This is a genomic window from Arthrobacter arabinosi (genome assembly GCF_054511115.1).
Window position 1 is genome coordinate 362,084 of sequence record NZ_JBTNDF010000003.1, and the last position, 21,595, is coordinate 383,678.

The following is a 21,595-nucleotide window of genomic DNA, read 5'->3' on the forward strand; positions in this document are numbered from 1 at the left end:
GGTCCGGAGCCGGGGCCGATGGGACAATGGCGGAGTGGCTGCGCATGATTCCCTCATCCCCCTGCTCGGGGGTGGACCCGATCCTGAGCAGCTGCTGCATGTCCGCGAGATCCCCGCCCGGGACGCGGAGCATGCGCCGTGGCCCGCGTGGGCGCACCCCGACGTCGTCGAGGCGTTCACCCGGCGCGGCGTGCACCAGCCGTGGCGCCACCAGGTGGAGGGTGCTACGTCCGCCCACGACGGCGCGCACACGATCGTCGCGACCGGCACGGCGTCGGGGAAGTCCCTCTGCTACCAGCTGCCCGTGCTCGACGAGATCCACCGCAGCGAGTTGCTGGACCGCGCCACGCTGGCACCCACCGGGTCCGTGGCCCTGTACCTGGCACCGACGAAGGCGCTGGCCGCCGACCAGCTCTCGGCCATCAACGCACTGGGTCTGCCGACCGTCCGCGCCGAGACCTACGACGGCGACACGGAGTCGGGTGCTCGGCGGTGGATCCGCGACCACGCCAACCTGGTCCTCGCGAACCCCGACATGCTCCACTACGGCATCCTGCCCAACCACACCTGGTGGGCGCGCTTCTTCCGCCGCCTGAAGTACGTGATCATCGACGAGGCGCACAGCTACCGGGGGGTGTTCGGGTCCCACGTCGCGAATCTCCTGCGGCGCCTGCGGCGGGTCTGCGCGAGCTACGGCGCGCACCCCGTGTTCATCGGGGCGTCGGCGACGTCGGCGGAGCCCTCTGCGTCCTTCGGGAAGCTGATCGGCGCCCCGGCGCGCGCCGTCGACCGCGACAGTTCGCCGCACGGCTCCACCACGGTCGCGTTCTGGGAGCCGCAGCTGACCGGCCTGAAGGGCGAGAACGGGGCCGCCACCCGGCGTACCGTGATCGCCGAGACGTCCGACCTCCTCGCCAACCTCGTCTCCTCCTCCGTGCGGACCATCGCCTTCATCAAGTCCCGGCGGGGCGCGGAGAGCATCGCGCAGACCACGCGCCGGATGCTCGAGGACGTGCATCCGGGCCTGCCGCACCGCATCGCCGCCTACCGGTCGGGGTATCTGCCGGAGGAACGGCGCACCCTCGAGGCATCACTGCGCAGCGGTGAGCTCCTGGGCGTCGCGAGCACCTCGGCCCTGGAGCTGGGGATCGACATCTCCGGCCTCGACGCCGTCCTCGTGGCGGGGTGGCCGGGGACCCGTGCGTCGCTGATGCAGCAGATCGGCAGGGCGGGCCGCTCGGGCCAGGACGCCATCGCGGCGTTCGTGGCGAGCGACGACCCGCTGGACACCTATCTCGTCCACCACCCGGAGGCGGTGTTCGACCTCGCCGTCGAAGCGACCGTCTTCGATCCGTCGAACCCGTACGTGCTCGGCCCGCATCTCTGCGCCGCCGCGGCGGAGTTGCCGCTGACGGAGGCGGACCTGCCCATGTTCGGCCCCACCTCGCAGGACCTGCTGGGCACGTTGTGCGAGCAGGGCTTCCTCCGGCGCCGCCCCGCCGGCTGGTTTTGGACGCACCCCCAGAGTGCCGCCGGGATGGTGAATCTCCGGGCTGACGGCGGCGGCCCGATCAACATCGTGGAGGCCGAGTCCGGCGCCCTGCTCGGGACGATGGACTCCCCGCAGAGCCATTACCAGGCACACCCCGGCGCCGTGTACGTGCACCAGGGCCGGACCTACGTCGTCCAGGACCTCAACGAGCGGGACCACTGCGCCGTGGTGGCCAGGGCCCATCCGGATTACTACACGCAGGCCCGGGACGTCACGCAGATCGAGGTCATCGACCGGGACGTGAGCGTCCTGTGGGGTGGCGTCCTCGCGAGCTTCGGTGACGTGAAGGTGACGACCCAGGTGGTGTCCTTCCAGCGCAAGGCCTTCTCCTCGAACGAGATCCTCGGCGAGGAGCCGCTCGACCTGGAAGCACGTGACCTCTTCACGAAGAGCGTGTGGTTCGAGATCAGCCCGGAGCTGCTCGAGGCGGAAGGCATCCTCGCCGAGGAACTCCCCGGGGCGCTCCACGCCGCCGAGCACGCCGCGATCGGGCTGCTGCCGCTCGTCGCGTCGAGTGACCGCTGGGACATCGGCGGTGTGTCGACGGCCCTGCACGCTGACACCGGCCTGCCGACCATCTTCGTGTACGACGGCCACCCCGGCGGCGCGGGGTTCGCCGAGCGTGGGTTCGAGGCCGCCCGCACCTGGCTGTCGGCGACCCGCGACGCCATCGAGGCGTGCGAGTGCGAGTCCGGCTGCCCCTCCTGCGTCCAGTCCCCGAAATGCGGCAATCGGAACAACCCGTTGAGCAAGGGCGGTGCGGTGGCGGTGCTCTCCCTGATCCTGCAGCAGGCCGCCGGCAGCGTCGCTCCCGTCGGCGCCGTCGCTACCCCCTCCGGACCGGACGGGCCGTCGGACGCGAACACCGGAGCCGGGGCGGGCGGGGACTGACAACCGGATCGGGGGCGGGCATCTCCGCGAGACCCTCAGGGCGGCGGTCCTGCCCGTGCCGTGCCGACGGCGTCGGGAATCAGTCCCGGTGTCCCCACGGAAACCCGGATGACGGCTGTCCCCGGCCCGGTTGCGCCGATCTCGCAGTCCTCGACCGTGGCGCCGTGCTGATCCGCCACGGTCTCCGCCGCTGCGCACGGGTCCTCCGGGGACAGCCCCCGGGCCGCGTCCGCTGCGGCGAGGGCCGCGAGGTCTGCCGCGGTCGCCGCCCTCGAGGCCGCCGACGCAGCCTGGAGCAGGACTGCCGTCGACCCGACCAGCAGCAACGCCAGAAGTGCGAGCGCCCCCATCAGGATCGTGCCTGCACCGCGTTGGGCGTCGACGTGTCTCCGCCGCAGGGCGTCGTCCCGTGAATCACCCATCGTGTTCCTTCCTTCCCGACGCGGACGCGTGCAGTTCCAGGTCCATGAGCCCGACGAGGGGACCCTCCACCCGCGCCCGCACGTCGATGGTCGTCCAGGTCCCGGCGGACGTGACCCGTGCCGTGGCGCTGTCCCCGGCAAGGCGCTGCGCTGTCTGCTGCACGCTCGCGCGGCTCTCGCCCCGCACCGCCTCGCGGGCACCGGCCCGCGCGGCCTCCTCCAGACGCAACTGCACGGCGCCGACCTGGGCCGTCGTGAGCAGGAGCGCGAGGAGGACGACCAGGGCGGGGAGCACCACGGCGACCTCGGCGGTGACGGATCCGCGCTGGGAACCCTCCTCGCTCTCCCTCCGTGCATGCCACGCGGCGGGTGCACCGGGCAGCACCCGGATGCGCGACCTGGAGGAGTGCGTGCGCTTCCAGGGCACTGTCGCGCGCTCGTCCCCATCGCGCGTCGCCCCGCCCTGGCCGCTCCGCATCAGCCGAAGCTCAGCGCCGAGGTGATGAGGGACATCAGGAGTCCCTTGATCTCGCCGCTGGACAGGACGGCGACGAGGAGCGCAGCGAACCCGACGGCCGCGAGAGTGGCGATCGCGTACTCCGCGGTTGCCATGCCCGCCTCCCGGTCCGTGATCCGGCCCTGCCCGATGACTCGATCTTCGGCCCGACGCCGTCGCGCTTCGGCACGGCGCGCGGCCCGGTCCGCGAGACCGGTCGGTTCACCGCCACGGGACCTGTCCGTCCCGGATCGGGCACGCGGGAGGTCACCCACGGTCCGCTTGAACAGGATGAACGACACGGACGCCGGCGCGCGTCCTTCCGCGGGCGAAGGCTGCTGCCGATCGGGCGCGGAGAGTCCCGGTTCCCGCTCACGCGGATCGCTCCCCGCCGACCCGTCCTTCGGACTGTCCGCGGTGGCTTCCGTGGACGTGCTGCCCCGACCGGGACAGGAACCTCCGTCGTCGTTCCGGGAAGCCTGGAACGCGAGGCCCTTGCCCTCCGTGCGTTGTGTCTGTATCGACATGGCGTGCCCTTCCATCGGTGTGGGGGTCCTGCCCCACGTGCTGTGTGCGGCGAGCGCCGCTGGACCAACTCTGCCGATCCGGGTGTCCGCCGCGGGGCGGAGGAAGCGCTAAGTGGATAACCCGGTGTTCCTCCGGCCCGGAACGCCGACCTGCTGGACTAGAGGACGGGCAGGAGGCCGAGGACCACCGGTACCACTCCCAGGCAGATGAATGCTGGCAGGGAACACAGGCCGAGTGGCAGGACGAGCCGGACTCCCAGCGCAGCCGCTTCCCTGTCGACCGCACGGTTGCGCCGCCGTCGGAGCTGGGCGGCGTGGGCGTGCAGGAGCGCTGCGGACGGCGCCCCCGTTGCCGTGCCGAACCGCAGGCCCTGCCTGACTTCCTCGATGATCGGCAGCGGGTCGGGTCGCTGGGGCGCCGGCCACCGGAACGCTGACCGGCCCGATGGGCCGAGGTCCGTAGGCGCGTGATCGGGCGCCACCCCGGCGTCCCACGCTGCGTCCCAGGGGGCGCCGAGGAGCCGGGCCGCGTGGACCCGGGTCAGCACCGAGCCGACGCGTGGATCGCAGGCTTCGCCGACGATGAGCAGGGCACGTTCGACGGATGCTCCCGCCGACAGCACGGCGGCCAGCAGGTCGAGGATGAGGGGGCCGTCCAGGATGCCCCCGAGCAGCGCCCCATGCACGGGGGCGCCCGTGGCGCGCTGCAGGCGACCCGACGGTGCCGTCAGGACCACGGCGCCCGCGCCGAGGAGGAAGGACACGACGAGTCCCGTCACCGGGGAAGGCCGTCCGCTCGCCCGACCAGGTGCCGGGACCAGACGCGGGCCGCGAGCATGAGCAGGACCCCGCAGGCAAGGGCCAGCCGGCCGGGCGTCGACCCCAGCAGCACCTCCAGCGGGTTCACGCCGAGGGCGAAGGCCAGCACGAGTCCCACGGCCGGGAGCCAGGCCAGGAGCACCACCGTGGCACGTGGTCCGGCCAGCGCCGTCTCACGCGCGGACAGACCGTCGAGTTCGGCGTCGAGCTGCGCGGCGTACTGCTCGAGGATCGCGGCGAGTGGCGCACCGCTGCGCTCCGCGACGACCAGGCACCCGGCGAGGTCGACCCACAACCGGTCGATGCGGGGACCCTGCCTGCCCCGCGCGGACGGCCCGGGGCCTGCGTCGAGGGCGTGGCGGAGCGCATCCGGGACGCTCAGCCCGAGCTCCGCGGCCCGCCGGGCCGCGGCGATCACGGGCAACGCCGTCACCGCGAAGGCGGTGCTCCCGCCCGCGTGGACACGCTCCATGTCCTCCCACAGCACCTGCGGAGGCCGCCCTGCGCGGAGGAGCCCTGCGAGTTGATGCACGAACAGCGGGAGTTCGTGCAGATCGACGGCTCGGCGCGCGCTCGACCGACCAGGACCGGGGCCGACGTCGTCGTCTCGGGGTCTCCCTGGTCGCCGTGCCGGGCCGGTCCCCGTCCCCGTCCCCGTGCCCGTGCCCCTGCCTCTGCCCCTGCCCCTGGTGGGTGTCCCGACACCAAAGCCGCTCGCGCGCGGTAGGGCGAGGACGGCGCTGGCCGCGGTCAGGAGGAGTGCCACGGCGATCCCGGTCACGGTCCCCGCCGTCCGGGGCCCGGTCCTGATCTCGGTCCCGGTCCGGACCCGGCCCCGAACACGGAGTCGTCGGGAAGCCGCACGTGAGCCGCCGAGGCGTCGGCCCGGGCCCCGGGTTGGGCCGCGGGTTGGGCCGCGGACCGAGCCACAGGACCAGCATCGCGACCGTCGTCAGGCCACCCCACGCGGCGCGCGAAGCCCTCCCATCCCGCAGCACGCCGGCACCCCGCCCCGGAATCGATGAGTACGGGGGTGACGGTGAGTTCCCCCGCGGCACGCTCCAGGGTACCGATGCTCTCCACCCGCCGCCCGCGCGCATCGCGTACGAGGTGCACCACCGCATCGAGGGCGCTCGCCGCCTGCAGGGCGACCCCTTCCGGAGTGAGCGCGGCGAGCGCCGCGAGTGCGCCCAATCGCGCCGGTACCGCCTCGGCGGAGTTGGCGTGGATGGTCGCTCCTCCGCCGTCGTGTCCCGTGTTCATCGCAGCGAGCAGCTCGCGGACCTCGGCACCCCGGCACTCCCCCACCACGAGCCGGTCCGGTCGCATCCGCAGCGCCTGCCGGACGAGTTCCGTGAGATCCAGGACGCCCGCCCCCTCGAGGTTGCCGTGCCGTGCCTGCAACCCGACCGTGTGCGGGTGCTCGGGGTTCAGCTCGGCGGCATCCTCGACCAGCACCAACCGCTCGTGGGGTGCGGCCAGGCCGAGCAGGGTGGCCAGAAGAGTGGTCTTGCCGGTTCCTGTCGCACCGCTGACGAGGAAATTCAGGCGGTGCCGCACGATCAGCCGGAGCGCGTCGGCCATCATCGGCGCGACGGCCCCGTCGGCCACGAGATCCTCGAGCGAGAACACCCGTGCACGCCGGATCCTGATGGACAGCAGGGTGCCGGCCGTCGAGATCGGCGGGAGGACAGCGTGCACCCGAAGGCCTGCCAGCCGGACGTCGACGGCAGGACAGCCGTCGTCGAGGCGCCTGCCCCCCGCTGCGACCAGACGGACCGCCAACGCCCTCACCTCCGCGTCCGATCCGAAGACACCCCCGATCCGACGCAGCCCCGTCGCAGCGTCGACCCACACGTCGTCCGGCCCGTTGACGAGGATGTCCGTGATGGAGTCCTCGGCAAGGAGGGGCTCGAGCGGACCCAATCCCTGGAGTTCGGCGTGCACGCGGTCGAGCGCGGACAGCGTGCCCTCCGAGCCGAGCAGCCTGCCGCTCGCGCCGACGGCGTCGGCGAATGCCGCTCCCGTCGTCCGGACGCCACCGGACAGGACGGCCCTGCGGACCGACTCGACCATCGAGGCACCACCCGGACCGGCGCCCGCGGCTGCGTCCGCCGACCGGGGGGCGGAGGCAGGGAGGGTCGGCACCCGGCCACTCGCCCGCAACTGGCGCCGGGTGGTTGCGGTGGCATTCCCGCCGTGCCGAGGTCTGTCCGCGATCCGGCCCTCCCCCGAGTCGTCCTCGCCCGGTCCGGTCATGCCGCCCGCTCCAGACCGGCCACGACCGAACCGACGAGCTTCCGGGCCCTCCGCGGCAACGGGAAGTCCAGCATCCTTCCGCTGGCTTCCGCCACGGACGAGCCCCTGACGAAGGGGAGATACGGCAGTGGGCCGGGGCGACCGGCGAGATCCGCGACCACCCAGGCATCGAGTCCGTCGAGCACCGGTCCGCGCAGGACGACCGTGGTGGGCAGGGAGCTGTACGCCTCGAGGATGCGGGTCACCGCCGCGGCGCTCCGCGGCCTGGAGGGGACGAGGAGGACGAGCTGATCGCACATCGGCACCAGGGAATGGATCGTCGAACTGCCGGCGCTGCCGAGGTCGACGACGCTGAGGTCGTAGGCGCCGCGCGCCGCGTCCAGGACGGCCCCGACGGACTCCATCCCGTGGCCGGGGTGGCCGTCGGCGGTCTCGGGACGCGCGGCATGGGACAGGACCGCGAGGCGTCCGGTCCCGGGCAGAGCCGCCGCCAGCTGCTCCGCGTTGAGGGTTCCCCGGAGATCACGGAGATCATCCCAGCGCACACCGGGGTGGTCCTCGATCCCGAGCGCCAGATCCAGGCCTCCGCCCAGGGGATGCCCGTCCACCAGGAGCGTGGACGTCCCGAGACCTGCGGCATGCCGCGCACACCAGAAGGCGAAGGTGCTCACCCCGGCCCCTCCGGCGGCCCCCAGGAAGCCGACCACGGCCCCCGAGGCGGCCGGGTTGAGGCGTCGGCCGAGGTGCTCCGCGAGCCACCCCGCACCCTGCGGGAGGATGACCACCCGGGAGGATGCCAGGTTCGCCGCGGCGGCCCACGCCCTCGACTCGTCGTCGGCCGCGCCCACGACGATGACGTCGCGGTGCCCTGGCAGTCCGTCGGCCGACTGCTCGGCGCCCAGGAGCAGCACGGTGGGCTCCAGGGGGAGGGCCCGGGCAAGGTCCACGGCGAAGTGCGGGCTGACCCCCGCCGCCGCGCAGGCCCGCGCCACCTGGTCCTGGACGTACTGCGAACCCCCGGCGAGGACCACCGCCCGTCGTCGTCCCTCCGGTGTCCATGTCTGCTGGGTCATGCGGAAAGCATCCCGGGCCGGGAACCGCGCACCACACGCGGATCCCCCTATGTGGACAACAGTCCTGGATTGCAGGAATGACACCGGTGCGCCCGATGATATGGACATGTACATTGCCGTGGCGCCCGGGCCGTCGACCCGCGACAGCTCCGGCGGCGTGGCACTGCAGCCCCTGGACGCCGCCGGCGGGCGCAGCGGCGAGCCGCTGCTGGTGGACCGGGACCGGTTCCACGCCGCCGTCGCGCAGGCCGGGGATCGGCAGCCGGTCTGGGTCTGGGCGGGCACGAGACTCTGGTATCCGGACCTGCTGTCGGCGGGGGTCGACGTCGACCGCTGCCGCGACCTCGGCCTCACGCGCACCATCCTCGCGAACTCCCCGTCCTGCGCGCCCTCGCCCTACCTTGCGTCCATCCGGGCCGCGGCGCTCTCGGCGGACGGCACCGAACCGCCGCGGACCCTGCTGCCGCCCCCGCCGCCGCCGAACCAGCACTCCCTGTTCGACGAGCCGCAGGACACGTCGGGCCCCCTCCTCGACGACGTCGTCGAGGAATTCGCACAGCAGCTCTCCACCATCGCCGGCGCCTCCGAACCAGGGCGCCTGAACCTCCTCGTCGCCGCCGAGTCCGCCGGCGCGCTGATAGCGTCCGAGATGGAGCACTGGGGACTCCCCTGGCGCAGGGACGTCCACGAGGACCTCCTCGAGCGGACCCTGGGACCGCGCCCCGTGGACGGCGTCCGGCCGGCGAGGCTCGAGCAGCTCGCCGGCGCACTGCGCCAGACGCTGGGCAGTCCCACGCTCAACCCCGATTCCCCCCAGGATGTGCTGCGGGCCCTGCACCGGGCCGGCATCGAGGTGAGGACGACGCGGTCGTGGGAGCTCGAGCAGCACCGGCATCCGGCCATCGAACCCCTGCTCGCGTACAAGAAACTGTCACGGCTCCTGACGGCGAACGGCTGGAACTGGCTCGACGCCTGGATCCGGGACGGTCGCTTCCGGCCCGAGTACGTGGTCGGCGGCAGCGTCTCCGGACGATGGGCGTCCCGCGGCGGGGGTGCCCTGCAGATCCCGCGGCAGGTGCGCGATGCCGTCCGCCCCGACGAGGGCCACGTCCTCGTCGTCGCCGACGCCGCGCAACTCGAGCCGCGGGTCCTCGCCGCCCTCGGACAGGACTCCGCGCTCGCCGCGGCGGCCAAGGGCAGGGACCTCTACCAGGGCATCGCGGACCAGGGCTTCGGCGGGGACCGTTCGCAGGCGAAACTCGCCATGCTCGGTGCCATGTACGGCGCGACGAGCGGTGAGTCGGGCCGCCTGATGCCCCAGCTGATGCGGGCGTACCCGAGGGCGATCGGCGTCGTCGAGGCAGCCGCACGCTCCGGAGAATCGGGGGACGGAGTGTCGAGCCACCTCGGCCGGGGCTGCCCTCCCGCGTCGGAGGAGTGGCGGGCACGGCAGCGCACGACGACGGCGGAGGAACAGCGCCGCGCGGACGGCGCCGCACGGGCCCGCGGACGCTTCACCCGGAACTTCGTCGTCCAGTCGACCGCGGCGGAGTGGGCCCTGTGCTGGCTCGCGGAGATCAGGCGGCGACTCGCCGCGAGTGCCATCCCGGAGCCCCGCAGCCGGATCGCGTTCTTCCTGCACGACGAAGTGGTCCTGCACGTCCCCGAGGACCAGGCGACCGAGGCCGTGGCGATCCTCTCCGACGCCGCGCGCGCCGCGACCCGGCTGCTCTTCGGGGAGATCCCGATCGAGTTCTCGATCTCGACGGTCACCGTCACCTCCTACGCCGACGCCAAGTAGCCGCCCCACCGGGTTGTCCACACAGTCATCCCTCGGCTCCCACCCCGGCCGCGGTGGCCCTACCGTGGCATCACCGATGGGAGAGAGGTGGACTGCGTGGGCGTGCTGCGGATCGATACGGACCGGTACACCGAGGCATCAGGGCTGGCGGCGTCGGCGGGTCGCCGGCTCGTCGACGCCGGGGACGCAGCAGGCGCTGCGCTGCGGCAGACCGGCGGCATGGCCGGTTGGGATGCGATGGGCGCGGAGTGGGCGGCCGCCTACGACCCGGCAGCACACGATGTGCTCGCCGCGTCCCGTGACCTTGCGCTGGCGACGTCCGACACGGCGCGAGCCCTGGCCCTCGCCGCCGGCAACTACATCACCGCCGAGCATGCCGCCTCGATGGGCCTGTCCGCGCTGACCGGTCCGCTGATCCCGCCGGCCGCCCCGGATCCGACGGCTCCCTTCCTCCCGTCCGCCTGCGGTGCCGACGCCGGTTTCCCACCGCTGCACTGGGACCTCGTCGCGGGCATCGCCGGGGTCGTGTGGCCGGCCGGCGACCCCGCGCGCCTGCGTGCGGCGAGCGCGACGTGGACCGGCTTCGCGGACGGGATCGCGGCGGCCGTCGGCGGTCCGTCGGCCCACGCGCGCCACTCACTCGACGGTTTCATCGCCGAGGACCTGACGCTCTTCCGGGAACGCAGCGCCGTCGTCGACGCATCCGGCCGTCTGGTCGCGCAGGCATCGAGGGACCTCGCCGAAGGGTGTCGGGGACTTGCGGACGCCGTCGAGGCGGCGCACCAGGAACTGGAGGACGAGGCGCGGTCCTTCGCCCTCGAATGCCTGGCCATGGTTGCCGTCGGGACCGCGCTCAGCCTCGTCACCCTCGGGGGTTCCGCAGCGGTCACCGCCCTGGTCGGCGCTGCCCGCACGGCCCAGATGGTGGCCCGGGTCCATCAGGTCCTGTCGCGCCTCGGCGTGCTCGCGCGCACGGCCTCGGTCGTCGCGGCGAGGATGCCGGGAGCGGCCAGGCTCACCTCGGGGCTGCGGTCTCCGGACAGGACATCCGCGTCCACCCGCGCCGCTCTCCACGCCGGCGGTAGGACCCCCGGTCCGGCGTCGGGGGCGGGAGGATCCCCGGCCCGGCTGTCGCGTCTCGCCCCGGCGGTGCGCGTCCTCCGGCCCGTCGGGGCGGCAGGGCTCCGCGTCCTCGACTCCCGGGCGGTCTCGGTCGCCCTGTCCAGTCCCGCGGCCCTCGCCCGGGAGCAGGTCTCGCGTCAGGTCCGACGGCGTCTCGCCCCGGATGCAGCCCCCGGCGGCATAACCGAACAGGTGCTCGCAGCACTGCGCACCCGGACCGGGGCGTCACCTGTCGTGCCCGCGGTGGAATGCGCGCTCAGGACGAAGGAGCGCGTCGACACCGCCGTCGGGCTGGTGGCACTCCCCCGCACCCTCAGGGACCGCTATGCGCCGGGCCGGACCCCCGGCCTTCCTCCGAGCGCCGCGGGACCGGGGCGGCTCACAGCGGTGCAGGGATCTCCAGCGACCGGTCCCACGGCGTCGTCCAGCCGAGCCCGTCGAAGATCGCATCCAGGAGCATCGCCGTGAACCCCCAGATCACGGCGTCCGGGGTGAGGAAGGCAGGGGTCCTGCTCACGAACCCGTCCCGGCGGACCACGGCGGTCCTCCGTCGTGACGGGTCGAGGAGCGTGCTCACGGCACAGCGGAAGACCAGCTCGGACTCCGCCGTGTCCACCGCATGGACCGGGGACTGCTCCGCCCACCACGCGAGGACGGGCGTGACCAGGAAGTTGCTGACGGGAAGCCCTACTTCGGGCAGCGTCCCGAGGATCTCGATGCCTGCGGAGTCCACCCCGGTCTCCTCGCGCGCCTCGCGGAGCGCTGCGGCGCCCTCGTCCAGGTCGCCGGCGTCGATGGTCCCGCCGGGAAACGCCACCTGCCCGGGATGGTGGGCGAGGGAACTGGCGCGCATCACGAAGAGGAGGTCGACGCCGTCGGGGGCGGGACGCGGCGAGGAAGCGGGCGGCACGTCCTCGCTCTCCCCGAAGAGGATGAGCACAGCCGCGCGTCGGCTCTTCGCCGGGTCGAGTGTCGCGAACTGCCAGCCGTCCGGCCGCAGGAGCGACGTCCTCGACACCTGCATCGAACCGACCCAGCGGGCGAGTTCGTCCCGGGCGGTCATCCCCGGGTGCCGGCGGGCCGCGCGATGACGGCGCCCCGGGGAAGCCGGGGTCCGTCCGACCGTGGTCGCGCGGCCCGGAGGGAGCCGGCCCTAGGCACCCAGGCCGTGCCCTGCCGCGCGGAGTTCGGACCGGGTCCGCCCGGCGCGCATCGACTCGAGCAGGTCCTCCCGGCCCGGAGCGAGTTCGTACTTCAGCAGCTTGGCGGCCTTCATCGGGTCCGTCTCCCCGTCCCCGTAGGACGGGCACAGCGCCGCCACCGGGCACACACCGCAGGCGGGTTTCTTGGCGTGGCAGATCCGGCGCCCGTGGAAGACGACGTGGTGCGAGAGCATCGTCCAGTCCTTGCGGTCGAAGAGGCCCGCCACCTCCTGCTCGACCTTCACCGGGTCCTCGGACGTCGTCCACCGGAACCGGCGGGCCAGTCGGCCGAAGTGCGTGTCCACCGTGATCCCGGGGATGCCGAAGGCGTTCCCCAGGACGACGTTCGCCGTCTTGCGGCCGACCCCGGGGAGGGTGACGAGATCGTCCAGGGTCCCCGGCACCTCGCCGTCGAACTCGTCGACCAGTCGACGGGACAGTGCGAGCAGGCTGTTGGCCTTCGCCCGGTAGAAGCCCGTGGGCCGGATGAGTTCCTGCAGTTCGGTCTCCTCGGCCTCGGCCAGCGCGCGCGGATCGGGGTAGCGCTCGAACAGCGCCGGCGTCGTGAGGTTGACGCGCACGTCCGTGGTCTGGGCGGAGAGCACGGTCGCCACCAGGAGTTCGAACGCGTTCCGGAAGTCGAGTTCGGCCACCGCGTACGGGTAGGTCTCGCCCAGGATCCTGTTGATCTTCCGGGCGCGCCGCTTCAGGGCGACCGGCGACTCCTCGTCGCCCCGTACTCTGCTGCCTGCCACTCGCGTGTCTCCTTACGGTGCTGCTGCCCCGGGCTTCCCAGCCGCAGGACTCGGGGCTCAGTCCTGGGGGGCTCGTTCGATGTTGCGGAGATCCCTGAGGATGCCGACGGCACCGGTGCGCTTGTCCTGGACGAGGAACTCGTGGCCGCGGTCCTCGATGCCGACCTCCCAGTCCCCGGGCTGCAGCATGAAGACCTCCTGGTCCGTCTGCTCGTCGAAGACCGGACGGGAGGATCCGACGGCGAACCAGAACGCCTCGACGACCGGCTCCTCGTCGGCCGAGCGGGTTGCCGTGATCGGTTCCTGGCGGCTCCGCTGCTCGGAGGGATCCGTGGCGTCGGCCCGGGTCGGTTCGTCGCGGACGACCTCGTGCACCCGGGTTTCCCCGGCGGACGACGGGGCGGTCGTGGAGGAGTCCTCATCCGTGCCGCGCGTGCCTCCGTCGTGACCGTCGACGGCGTGAGCGCCGCCCTGGGACGCGCCGGCCGAGGAGTGGGCCGAGCCGTGCGCCGAGCCATGATCGGACCCGTGATCGGACGTCGCGGATGCGTGACCGACCGTCGCCGCGCCACGCTCCAGGCCGGACTGGCCCGAGGCGGCTGGACCGGCACCCACGACACCGGCTCCCCCGGCCCCGTACAGACCGGCACCGTTCTGCAGGACCGGTGCAGCTGCGGGGTTCACCCCGGACTTGTCCTTCCGGCCGAACCGGGAAGCCCATCCGGCAGTGTCCTTCGCCGGGGCGTCCAGCGCGCTAGCGTCCGTCGCGGCGGGGGCGGGCTCGGCCGGCTTGGCGGGGCGGGGCCGTGCCGCGGTGATCGCACGCGCCGCCGGGTGGGCGGGGACCTCGGGGCGATCGGCGAAATCATCCTTGAGGACGGGCAGGACCGGCGCGAGGACGGTGGACGCCAGCATGGCGAGCGCACCGATCAGCGCCACGAGGGGCCCGACGTGGAACATCGTCACGGTCTGCAGGAAGAAGTAGATGGTGGCCAGCACCGCGGACACCGACGCGAACTGGTCGACCGACAGGGAGCCGACGCGCAGCCCGGAGCTTCCCAGCCGGCGTCCGGCGACGAGTGCCAGCGCGACCACGGGCAGCAGGATCCCGATCCCGATGAAGAAGAGCGGAGCGGTGTTCCAGAAGTTCTGGTAGCGCACGACCCCGTCGATGAAGGGCAGCAGGGTGCCGACGAAGACGAGCACCACGCCACCGCCGAACAGCACTTCACGCAGCGTGAACGGTCCTGCGAGGGCCTGGCTCCGGCCGACGGGGCGGCTCTCCGTGGACGCAACGGCGGACCCTGCCGACCGCCCGGACGTCGTGGACGCGGATGACTGCTCCATGGCGCCCGCCGGCCCCTCGTGCCTGCCGTGATGTTCCTCGGATGCTTCGGTCATGGTGTACTCCCGTTCATGGCGCTGGTCTCCGGCGGAGCACCAGCGGCCCCCGACGTCGATTGCCTTCCTCCACCCTAGCCACCGGCCCGCACCTTCTCCAGCAAGCACGGGCACCGGCGCCCCGCCGCTCACCGCACAATCGCGGCGGTTCGGCTAGGGACTGTGACCCGGGGCACACACCCCCGGGGAGAACTCGGTAGGGTTCCACTGGAGCACGTGGTGGTGCGTCGCACCCCGCTTCTTCTGTCCGTTACCGACCACGTCACAAAGGGGTAGATCATGACCGCCGAACGACAAGGCGACGCCTTCGAGAACCTGCTGCACGAGGAGCGCCGCTTCCCGCCGAGCGAGGAGTTCGCGGCGCAGGCGGTCGCCCAGCCGTCGCTCTACGACGAGGCCCGTGAGGAGGGCACCGAGTTCTGGGCCAGGCAGGCTCGCGAACTGCTCACGTGGGACCAGGATTTCACCCAGACCCTCGACTGGTCGGACGCGCCGTTCGCCAAGTGGTTCGTCGGCGGGACCGTGAACGCCGCCTACAACGCCCTGGACCGGCACGTGGAGGCAGGCCTCGGCGACCGCGTGGCCATCCACTTCGAGGGCGAGCCCGGGGACACCCGCACCATCACCTACGCGGAGCTGACCCGCGAGGTGAAGAAGGCCGCCAACGCGTTCGAGTCGCTCGGCGTGGAGAAGGGCGACCGCGTGGCCGTGTACCTGCCCATGATCCCCGAGGCCGTCGTCACCATGCTCGCCTGCGCCCGGATCGGCGCGGTCCACTCCGTGGTCTTCGGCGGTTTCTCCGCGGAGGCGCTCCGCAGCCGCATCGACGACGCCGAGGCCAAGCTCGTAGTCACCGCCGACGGCACGTACCGCCGGGGCAAGCCGAGCGCCCTCAAGCCCGCCGTGGACGGTGCCCTCGAGAAGGAGGGCCACACCGTCTCGCACGTCGTCGTGGTCCGCCGCAACAACGAGCCCGTCACCTGGACGGAAGGCCGCGACCTCTGGTGGGACGACGTCGTCGGGGGCGCCTCGGACGAGCACACGGCGGTGCCGCACGACGCCGAGCACCCCCTGTTCATCCTCTACACCTCGGGGACCACGGGGAAGCCGAAGGGCATCCTCCACACGACCGGCGGCTACCTCACCCAGACCGCGTTCACGCACCGCAACACCTTCGACCTGCGCCCGGAGACCGACGTCTTCTGGTGCACCGCGGACATCGGGTGGGTCACCGGGCACAGCTACGTCACGTACGCGCCGCTCGTGAACGGCGCCACCCAGCTCATGTACGAGGGGACGCCGGACACCCCGCACCAGGGCCGCTGGTGGGAACTCATCGAGAAGTACAAGGTGAGCATCCTCTACACGGCGCCCACGGCCATCCGCACCTTCATGAAGTGGGGCCGGGACATCCCGCAGAAGTACGACCTCTCCTCGATCCGCGTGCTCGGCTCCGTCGGTGAGCCCATCAACCCCGAGGCCTGGATGTGGTACCGCGACGTGATCGGCGGGGGCAAGGCGCCGATCGTGGACACCTGGTGGCAGACCGAGACCGGGGCGCACATGATCGCCCCCATGCCGGGGGTGACCGCGACCAAGCCCGGCTCGGCGCAGGTCGCCGTGCCCGGCATCGCGATCGACGTCGTCGACGAGATGGGTGAGTCCGTCCCGGACGGCGCCGGCGGCTACCTCGTCATCCGCGAGCCCTGGCCCGCGATGCTGCGCGGCATCTGGGGCGATCCCCAGCGGTTCAAGGACACCTACTGGTCGCGCTTCGACGACATGTACTTCGCCGGCGACGGCGCGAAGAAGGACGACGACGGGGACATCTGGCTCCTCGGCCGGGTGGACGACGTCATGAACATCTCGGGCCACCGCCTCTCGACCACGGAGATCGAGTCGGCCCTCGTCAGCCACCCCTCGGTGGCGGAGGCCGCCGTCGTCGGGGCGAGCGACGAGACCACGGGCGAGGCGATCGTCGCGTTCGTCATCCTGCGCGGCTCGGCGAAGGACGACGACGACATCGTCACCACCCTGCGCAACCACGTGGGCAAGGAGATCGGCCCGATCGCGAAGCCGCGGAACATCCTGGTGGTCCCCGAACTGCCGAAGACCCGCAGCGGGAAGATCATGCGGCGCCTGCTCAAGGACGTCGCGGAGGGCCGGGAGGTCGGCGACGCCACGACGCTGTCCGACCCGACGATCATGCAGCAGATCGCCTCGTCGCTGCGGAAGTAGCGGCCCGGGCCGGACGCGAGAGGCCCCCGCACCGGCGGGGGCCTCTCGCGTCTGCGGGACGGGTCAGCCGATCGTGGCGTCGACCGTGACCTCGATGTTGCCGCGCGTGGCGTTCGAGTAGGGGCACACCTGGTGCGCCTGCTCGACGAGCCGGTCCGCGGTCTCCTGGTCCACCCCGCCGATCTCGGCGTGCAGGGCCACGGTGAGCTGGAACCCGCCGCCGTCGACCGGGCCGATGCCGACCTCCGCCGTGACCGCCGTCTCGCTGATCGTGGCCCTGCTGCGGGACGCGACGAGCTTGAGGGCGCTGTGGAAGCAGGCCGCATAGCCGAGGGCGAAGAGCTGCTCGGGGTTGGTCGCGCCGCCCGGGCCGCCCATCTCCGTGGGGACCGCGAGATCGACGACGAGTTGTCCGTCGTCGGTCCGCGCCTTGCCGTTGCGGCCGTCACCGGTCGCCGTCGCCACTGCCGTGTAGAGAGCGCTCATGGTGTCGATCCTTTCGTCGTGGGGGCCGGATGCCCTTGCCGACTATGTAGACTAACTAGTAACTCTACTTCGAGCAAACCACGACGGCCGCAGAACGGAGCACGATGACCACCCCTCCCGTCCGCGAGCGCATCCTCGCCTCGGCGACCCGCCTGTTCGACGCCACGAGCATCCGCTCGGTCAGCGCCGACCGGGTCATCGCCGACGCCGGCACCACGAAGGTGACCTTCTACCGGCACTTCCCGACCAAGGACCACCTCGTCGTCGCCTACCTCGAGGACCAGCTGCGCCGGCTGCAGGCGGCCGTCGACCGCGAGCGGACCGAGGGGGCCGACGCCTGCGAGGTCCTGCTCCGGCTGGCCGCCGCGAACGGCGACGCGGCGTGCCGGCCGGGCTTCCGCGGGTGCACGTTCATCAACGCGGCCGCCGAGTACCCCGCGGACGGCTCCCTGGTGCGGGACGCCGTCGAGCAGTACCGGGGCTGGCTGCACGGCGTGGTGACCGGGCTGCTGACCGAACTCGCGGTGGAGGGACCCGACGTCGTCGCGGACCAGCTCATCATGCTGCGCGACGGCGCCATGGTGCACGGCTTCATGGGAGACCCCGCGGCGGTGACCGGATCCCTCACCACGGCTGGACGGGCGATCATCGACGCGCGCCGCCGCGCACCCCTGCCCGCCGGACCGGGACGGGTGTGACGTTCGTCCTGAAAGGTGGCTGATGCCCCGGGGCGAGAGGATGATTTCAGCGTGTCCACAACCCTGCAGCAGCCTCCCGCCACGACTCCACGCATGGCCCGCCGCGTCGCCGGCGCCTCCTTCGTGGGGACGGCCCTCGAGTCCTACGACTTCTACGTGTTCGGCACGGCGGCGGCGCTCGTCTTCAACACGGTCTTCTTCACCGAGCAGGACCCCCTGGCCGGGACCCTCTCGGCGTTCCTGGTCTTCGCGATGGGATTCGTCGCCCGCCCGCTCGGCGCGATCCTCTTCGGCCACCTCGGGGACAGGATCGGCCGCAAGCGTACGCTGATCTGGACCATCACGCTGATGGGCCTGGCGACCGGCTCGGTGGGACTCCTGCCGGACTACACCACCATCGGCGTCTGGGCCCCGATCATCCTGACCGTGCTCCGCCTCCTGCAGGGGCTCTCGCTCGGCGGCGAGTGGGGCGGCTCCATCCTCATCGCCACCGAGCACGCCGAGCCGCGCAAACGGGCGCTCTACGCCTCCATCCCCCAGCTCGGCTCGCCCGTGGGCACCATGCTGATCTCCGCCATCTTCCTGGCCCTCGCCGTTCTCGCACCGGAGGTCATGACCACCTGGGGCTGGCGCATCCCGTTCCTGCTCGCATTCCCGTTCCTCGCCGTCGCGATCTACCTGCGGCTCGCGATCGACGAGACGCCCGTCTTCCGGGAGACGAGCCGGGAGCACGCGCTCCCCCGCGCCCCCTTCCTCGAGGTCCTCAGGTCCCAGCCCGCCGCCATCATGGTCGCCATCGCCTCCGCCGTGCTGGGCATCGGCTCCTACTTCCTGATGGTCACCTACACGCAGGCGTACGGCACCGGGACCCTGGGCCTGTCCCAGGAGACGGTCCTGAACGCCGCGCTCGTCGGTTCCGTCCTGCAGCTCGTGACCATCCCCGCGTTCGGCTACCTGGCGATGCGCGTCGGCTCGGCGAAGGTCGTCGCCGGTGGCGCGCTGGGGACGGCTCTGATCGCCTTCCCGCTGTACTGGGTCATCAGCATCGCCACCGAACCGGTGTACGTCGCGGCGATCATCCTCGGCGGCATCCTCCCCACCGCCAGCTGGGCGGCGCTCGGCGGGCTGATGGCGGACATCTTCAAGCCGGCGACGGCGTTCACCGCGCTGTCCTTCGCCTACAGCATCGCCGCGATCGTCGCCGGCTTCGCGCCGTCCATCACGCAGCGGTTCGGCATCGCCACCGACGGCGCGTGGTGGCACCCCGGCGTCGTCCTCGCCGCGATGAGCCTGGTCACGGTGGCGGGTGCGCTCGGCGCGGTCCGCCTGCGGTCGCGGCTCGCGGATCCGGTCGGGTCCGACGCCGCCGCAGGTGCGGCATAGTTAGGGCATGACCCCGCGCACGCCCAGCATCCTCGTGATCAACGGCCCCAACCTGAACCTGCTCGGTACGCGGGAACCGGACGTCTACGGCACGGCGACACTCGACGACGTCGTCCGCCTCGCCTCGGACACCGCGCGGGACCGCGGCTGCACCATCAGCGCCCTGCAGTCCAACCACGAGGGCGGGATCATCGACGCCATCCACGCCGCCCGCGGGACGGCGGACGGCATCGTCATCAACGCCGGGGCGTACACGCACACCTCGATCGCCATCCGCGACGCGCTCGCGGGCGTCGGCCTGCCCGTGGTCGAGGTCCACATCAGCAACGTGCACCGCCGCGAGGACTTCCGGCACCACTCGCACATCTCCGGCGTGGCCGACGCCGTGATCGTCGGCGCGGGCATCGACGGCTACCGGCTCGCCGTCGACCACCTCGCCGGACGGCTCACCGCGGTGACCCCAGACGCCCCGCACACACCAGAAACTTAGGGCGGACCCGTCCCGCCACGCCCCCGATCGCCCGGCCCATAGGGCACGATGGTCCTATGACGGACATCACTCCCGCCGCAAGCACGGCCGCGCAGCCCGAGAACCCCGATGCACCCCTGCTCGAGGTGAGGAACCTGGCGGTGACCTTCCGCACGACCCACGGCGAGGTCCACGCGGTGGAGGACGCCAGCTTCACCCTCAAGCGCGGCAGTGCCCTGGCGATCGTCGGTGAGTCAGGGTCGGGCAAGTCCACCACCGCGATGGCCTGCATCGGCCTGCTCCCGGCCAACGGCCGGGTGGCCTCCGGCAGCATCCTGTTCGAGGGCCAGGACCTCGTGGCCCTGCCCGAGGCGAAGATGCGCTCGATCCGCGGCCGGGCGATCGGGCTCGTCCCGCAGGACCCGATGTCGAACCTGAACCCGGTCACGAAGATCGGCACGCAGGTCGCGGAGACCCTCCTCGTCCACGGGATGGCGACCAAGCAGAACGTCAAGCAGCGCGTGATCGAGGTCCTCACCGCTGCCGGGCTGCCCGACGCCGGCGAGCGCGCCAAGCAGTACCCGCACGAGTTCTCGGGCGGCATGCGCCAGCGGGCGCTCATCGCGATCGGCCTCGCCTGCCGGCCACGCCTGCTCATCGCGGACGAGCCGACATCGGCCCTGGACGTGACCGTCCAGCGCACCATCCTCGACCAGATCGAGACCATGACCGAGCAGCTGGGCACGTCGGTGCTGCTCATCACCCACGACCTCGGACTCGCAGCCGAGCGCGCCTCGCAGCTCGTCGTCATGCACCGCGGCCGGGTCGTCGAGACCGGGCCGGCCGAGCAGCTGCTCAACGACCCCCGGCACCCGTACACGCAGTCACTCGTACGCGCCGCCCCCAGCGTCGCCGCCGTCCGCCTGAGCCCGGGCGCCTACACCGCGGATCCAACGGTCCGGCGGAAGCTCGCCGAGGCTGTCTTCGCGGAGCACGACGGCGCCGAGCCCACCTCCGAGAGTCCCGACGCATCCCGACCGGCTGCTGCCGCCGCGGGAGGCGCCCACGCGGCGACGTCGTCATCGGACCGGCCCGCACCGCCCTCGAGCGGCGGGGCGCCCGCCGCTCCCGCAAACATCGTCGAGATCCGGGACCTCACGAAGGTGTACAAGAGGCGCGGCAGCAAGGAGGACTTCTTCGCGGCGAAGAACGTCACCCTCGACGTGCCCCGCGGGCAGACCGTCGCCATCGTGGGCGAGTCCGGCTCGGGCAAGACCACGACGGCGCGCATGCTGCTGAAGCTGATCGAACCGACGTCGGGCACCATGACGTTCGACGGCATGGACGTCGCGACCCTCGACAAGGCGCAGCTGGGCGACTTCCGGCAGCGCGTGCAGCCGATCTTCCAGGACCCCTACTCGTCGCTGAACCCCATGTTCACGATCGAGCGCATCGTCGAGGAGCCCCTCAACGCGTACAAGCGCGGGTCGAAGCAGGAGCGCGCCGCCCGGGTCCGCGAACTGATGGACCAGGTCTCGCTGCCGCAGAACGCCCTGCGCCGCTACCCCGCGGAACTCTCCGGCGGGCAGCGGCAGCGCGTCGCGATCGCCCGGGCGCTCGCCCTGAAGCCGGAGCTCATCGTGTGCGACGAGCCGGTGTCCGCGCTCGACGTGCTGGTGCAGGCGCAGATCCTGAAGCTCCTGGGCGACCTGCAGTCCGAGCTCGGCCTCAGCTACCTGTTCATCTCCCACGACCTCGCAGTGGTGCGCCTCATCTCGGACTACGTCTGCGTCATGAAGGACGGCGAACTGGTCGAGGCGGCCAGTTCGGAGGAGGTCTTCCAGAACCCACGCCACCCCTACACGCGGAAGCTGCTCGCGTCCATCCCGGGCAACGAGCTCGACATCGACGAGTTGGCCTCCTAGCTGTATCCACCGCGGACGCCGGGGCCTCGGCCCCTGACGGACCCGAGGCGACCGGACCTGCGCGCCCGCTCCCCGT

The 21,595-nt window shown here is 72.3% G+C and carries 19 protein-coding genes; 8 read left to right on the forward strand and 11 right to left on the reverse strand.

The features are described from left to right. The first annotated feature begins 34 nt into the window (after positions 1-34). Positions 35-2,443, forward strand: a complete 2,409-nt coding sequence (gene sftH, locus ACX80P_RS09665) for a DNA 3'-5' helicase SftH (RefSeq protein ID WP_459277857.1) — start codon at positions 35-37, stop codon at positions 2,441-2,443. Positions 2,444-2,478: 35 nt separating this feature from the next. On the opposite strand, the gene ACX80P_RS09670 is transcribed toward sftH, so the two are convergent. From ACX80P_RS09670 to ssd, 7 genes are all read right to left on the reverse strand, one after another. Beyond that, a complete protein-coding gene (locus ACX80P_RS09670) occupies positions 2,479-2,865 on the reverse strand; it encodes an Rv3654c family TadE-like protein (protein WP_459277858.1) in 387 nt (128 codons plus the stop codon). Next, positions 2,858-3,343 carry a TadE family type IV pilus minor pilin gene (locus tag ACX80P_RS09675; protein ID WP_459277859.1) on the reverse strand — a complete coding sequence of 162 codons (486 nt, stop codon included), beginning with the start codon at positions 3,341-3,343 and terminating at the stop codon, positions 2,858-2,860. Before ACX80P_RS09675 ends, ACX80P_RS09670 begins: the two co-directional genes overlap by 8 nt. Beyond that, on the reverse strand, positions 3,343-3,888 hold the full coding sequence (locus ACX80P_RS09680; protein ID WP_459277860.1) for a DUF4244 domain-containing protein: 546 nt from the start codon (positions 3,886-3,888) through the stop codon (positions 3,343-3,345). Before ACX80P_RS09680 ends, ACX80P_RS09675 begins: the two co-directional genes overlap by 1 nt. Positions 3,889-4,046: 158 nt before the next feature. Further along, positions 4,047-4,667: a type II secretion system F family protein gene (locus ACX80P_RS09685; protein ID WP_459277861.1), complete on the reverse strand. Its 621-nt coding sequence runs from the start codon at positions 4,665-4,667 to the stop codon at positions 4,047-4,049. Further along, the gene (locus ACX80P_RS09690; RefSeq protein WP_459277862.1) at positions 4,664-5,239 is read right to left on the reverse strand and encodes a type II secretion system F family protein; all 576 of its coding nucleotides are present in this window, start codon (positions 5,237-5,239) and stop codon (positions 4,664-4,666) included. Before ACX80P_RS09690 ends, ACX80P_RS09685 begins: the two co-directional genes overlap by 4 nt. A 245-nt stretch (positions 5,240-5,484) precedes the next feature. Continuing rightward, positions 5,485-6,966, reverse strand: a complete 1,482-nt coding sequence (locus tag ACX80P_RS09695) for a TadA family conjugal transfer-associated ATPase (RefSeq protein ID WP_459277863.1) — start codon at positions 6,964-6,966, stop codon at positions 5,485-5,487. Continuing rightward, positions 6,963-8,039 carry a septum site-determining protein Ssd gene (ssd, locus tag ACX80P_RS09700; RefSeq protein WP_459277864.1) on the reverse strand — a complete coding sequence of 359 codons (1,077 nt, stop codon included), beginning with the start codon at positions 8,037-8,039 and terminating at the stop codon, positions 6,963-6,965. The genes ACX80P_RS09695 and ssd overlap by 4 nt, the downstream gene beginning before the upstream one ends. 106 nt (positions 8,040-8,145) lie before the next feature. Here ssd and ACX80P_RS09705 point away from each other — a divergent pair, with 106 nt between their 5' ends. Both ACX80P_RS09705 and ACX80P_RS09710 read left to right on the forward strand, forming a co-directional pair. Then, positions 8,146-9,840 (forward strand): bifunctional 3'-5' exonuclease/DNA polymerase, encoded by a 1,695-nt coding sequence (locus tag ACX80P_RS09705; RefSeq protein ID WP_459277865.1) that lies wholly within the window; start codon positions 8,146-8,148, stop codon positions 9,838-9,840. Positions 9,841-9,936: 96 nt separating this feature from the next. Beyond that, complete coding sequence (locus ACX80P_RS09710) at positions 9,937-11,430, forward strand: WXG100-like domain-containing protein (RefSeq protein WP_459277866.1); 1,494 nt, start codon at positions 9,937-9,939, stop codon at positions 11,428-11,430. Here the strand turns inward: ACX80P_RS09710 and ACX80P_RS09715 are convergent. The 3 genes from ACX80P_RS09715 to ACX80P_RS09725 all read right to left on the reverse strand — a co-directional run bounded on the left by ACX80P_RS09715 (position 11,342) and on the right by ACX80P_RS09725 (position 14,320). After that, positions 11,342-12,025, reverse strand: coding sequence for an NUDIX hydrolase (locus tag ACX80P_RS09715; protein ID WP_459277867.1), 684 nt, complete (start codon positions 12,023-12,025; stop codon positions 11,342-11,344). The two genes, ACX80P_RS09710 and ACX80P_RS09715, sit on opposite strands and share 89 nt — an antisense overlap. 90 nt (positions 12,026-12,115) lie before the next feature. Next, entirely contained in the window at positions 12,116-12,919 is an 804-nt protein-coding gene (gene nth / locus ACX80P_RS09720) for an endonuclease III (RefSeq protein WP_459277868.1), read from the reverse strand. Positions 12,920-12,976: 57 nt separating this feature from the next. Further along, positions 12,977-14,320: a hypothetical protein gene (locus tag ACX80P_RS09725; RefSeq protein ID WP_459277869.1), complete on the reverse strand. Its 1,344-nt coding sequence runs from the start codon at positions 14,318-14,320 to the stop codon at positions 12,977-12,979. Positions 14,321-14,599: 279 nt separating this feature from the next. Between ACX80P_RS09725 and acs the strand changes: the two genes are divergently transcribed. Beyond that, complete coding sequence (acs, locus tag ACX80P_RS09730; protein ID WP_459277870.1) at positions 14,600-16,558, forward strand: acetate--CoA ligase; 1,959 nt, start codon at positions 14,600-14,602, stop codon at positions 16,556-16,558. A gap of 63 nt (positions 16,559-16,621) precedes the next feature. On the opposite strand, the gene ACX80P_RS09735 is transcribed toward acs, so the two are convergent. Further along, positions 16,622-17,044, reverse strand: a complete 423-nt coding sequence (locus ACX80P_RS09735; RefSeq protein ID WP_459277871.1) for an organic hydroperoxide resistance protein — start codon at positions 17,042-17,044, stop codon at positions 16,622-16,624. A gap of 104 nt (positions 17,045-17,148) precedes the next feature. Between ACX80P_RS09735 and ACX80P_RS09740 the strand changes: the two genes are divergently transcribed. From ACX80P_RS09740 to ACX80P_RS09755, 4 genes are read left to right on the forward strand one after another with little or no spacing between them, the layout of a single operon-like run. Beyond that, positions 17,149-17,742: a TetR/AcrR family transcriptional regulator gene (locus tag ACX80P_RS09740; protein ID WP_459277872.1), complete on the forward strand. Its 594-nt coding sequence runs from the start codon at positions 17,149-17,151 to the stop codon at positions 17,740-17,742. A gap of 51 nt (positions 17,743-17,793) precedes the next feature. After that, positions 17,794-19,125: an MFS transporter gene (locus ACX80P_RS09745; protein WP_459277873.1), complete on the forward strand. Its 1,332-nt coding sequence runs from the start codon at positions 17,794-17,796 to the stop codon at positions 19,123-19,125. A 7-nt stretch (positions 19,126-19,132) separates the two neighbouring features. Next, entirely contained in the window at positions 19,133-19,615 is a 483-nt protein-coding gene (gene aroQ / locus ACX80P_RS09750; protein ID WP_459277874.1) for a type II 3-dehydroquinate dehydratase, read from the forward strand. A 56-nt stretch (positions 19,616-19,671) separates the two neighbouring features. Then, positions 19,672-21,519, forward strand: a complete 1,848-nt coding sequence (locus tag ACX80P_RS09755) for a dipeptide ABC transporter ATP-binding protein (RefSeq protein ID WP_459277875.1) — start codon at positions 19,672-19,674, stop codon at positions 21,517-21,519. Positions 21,520-21,595 lie beyond the last annotated feature (76 nt).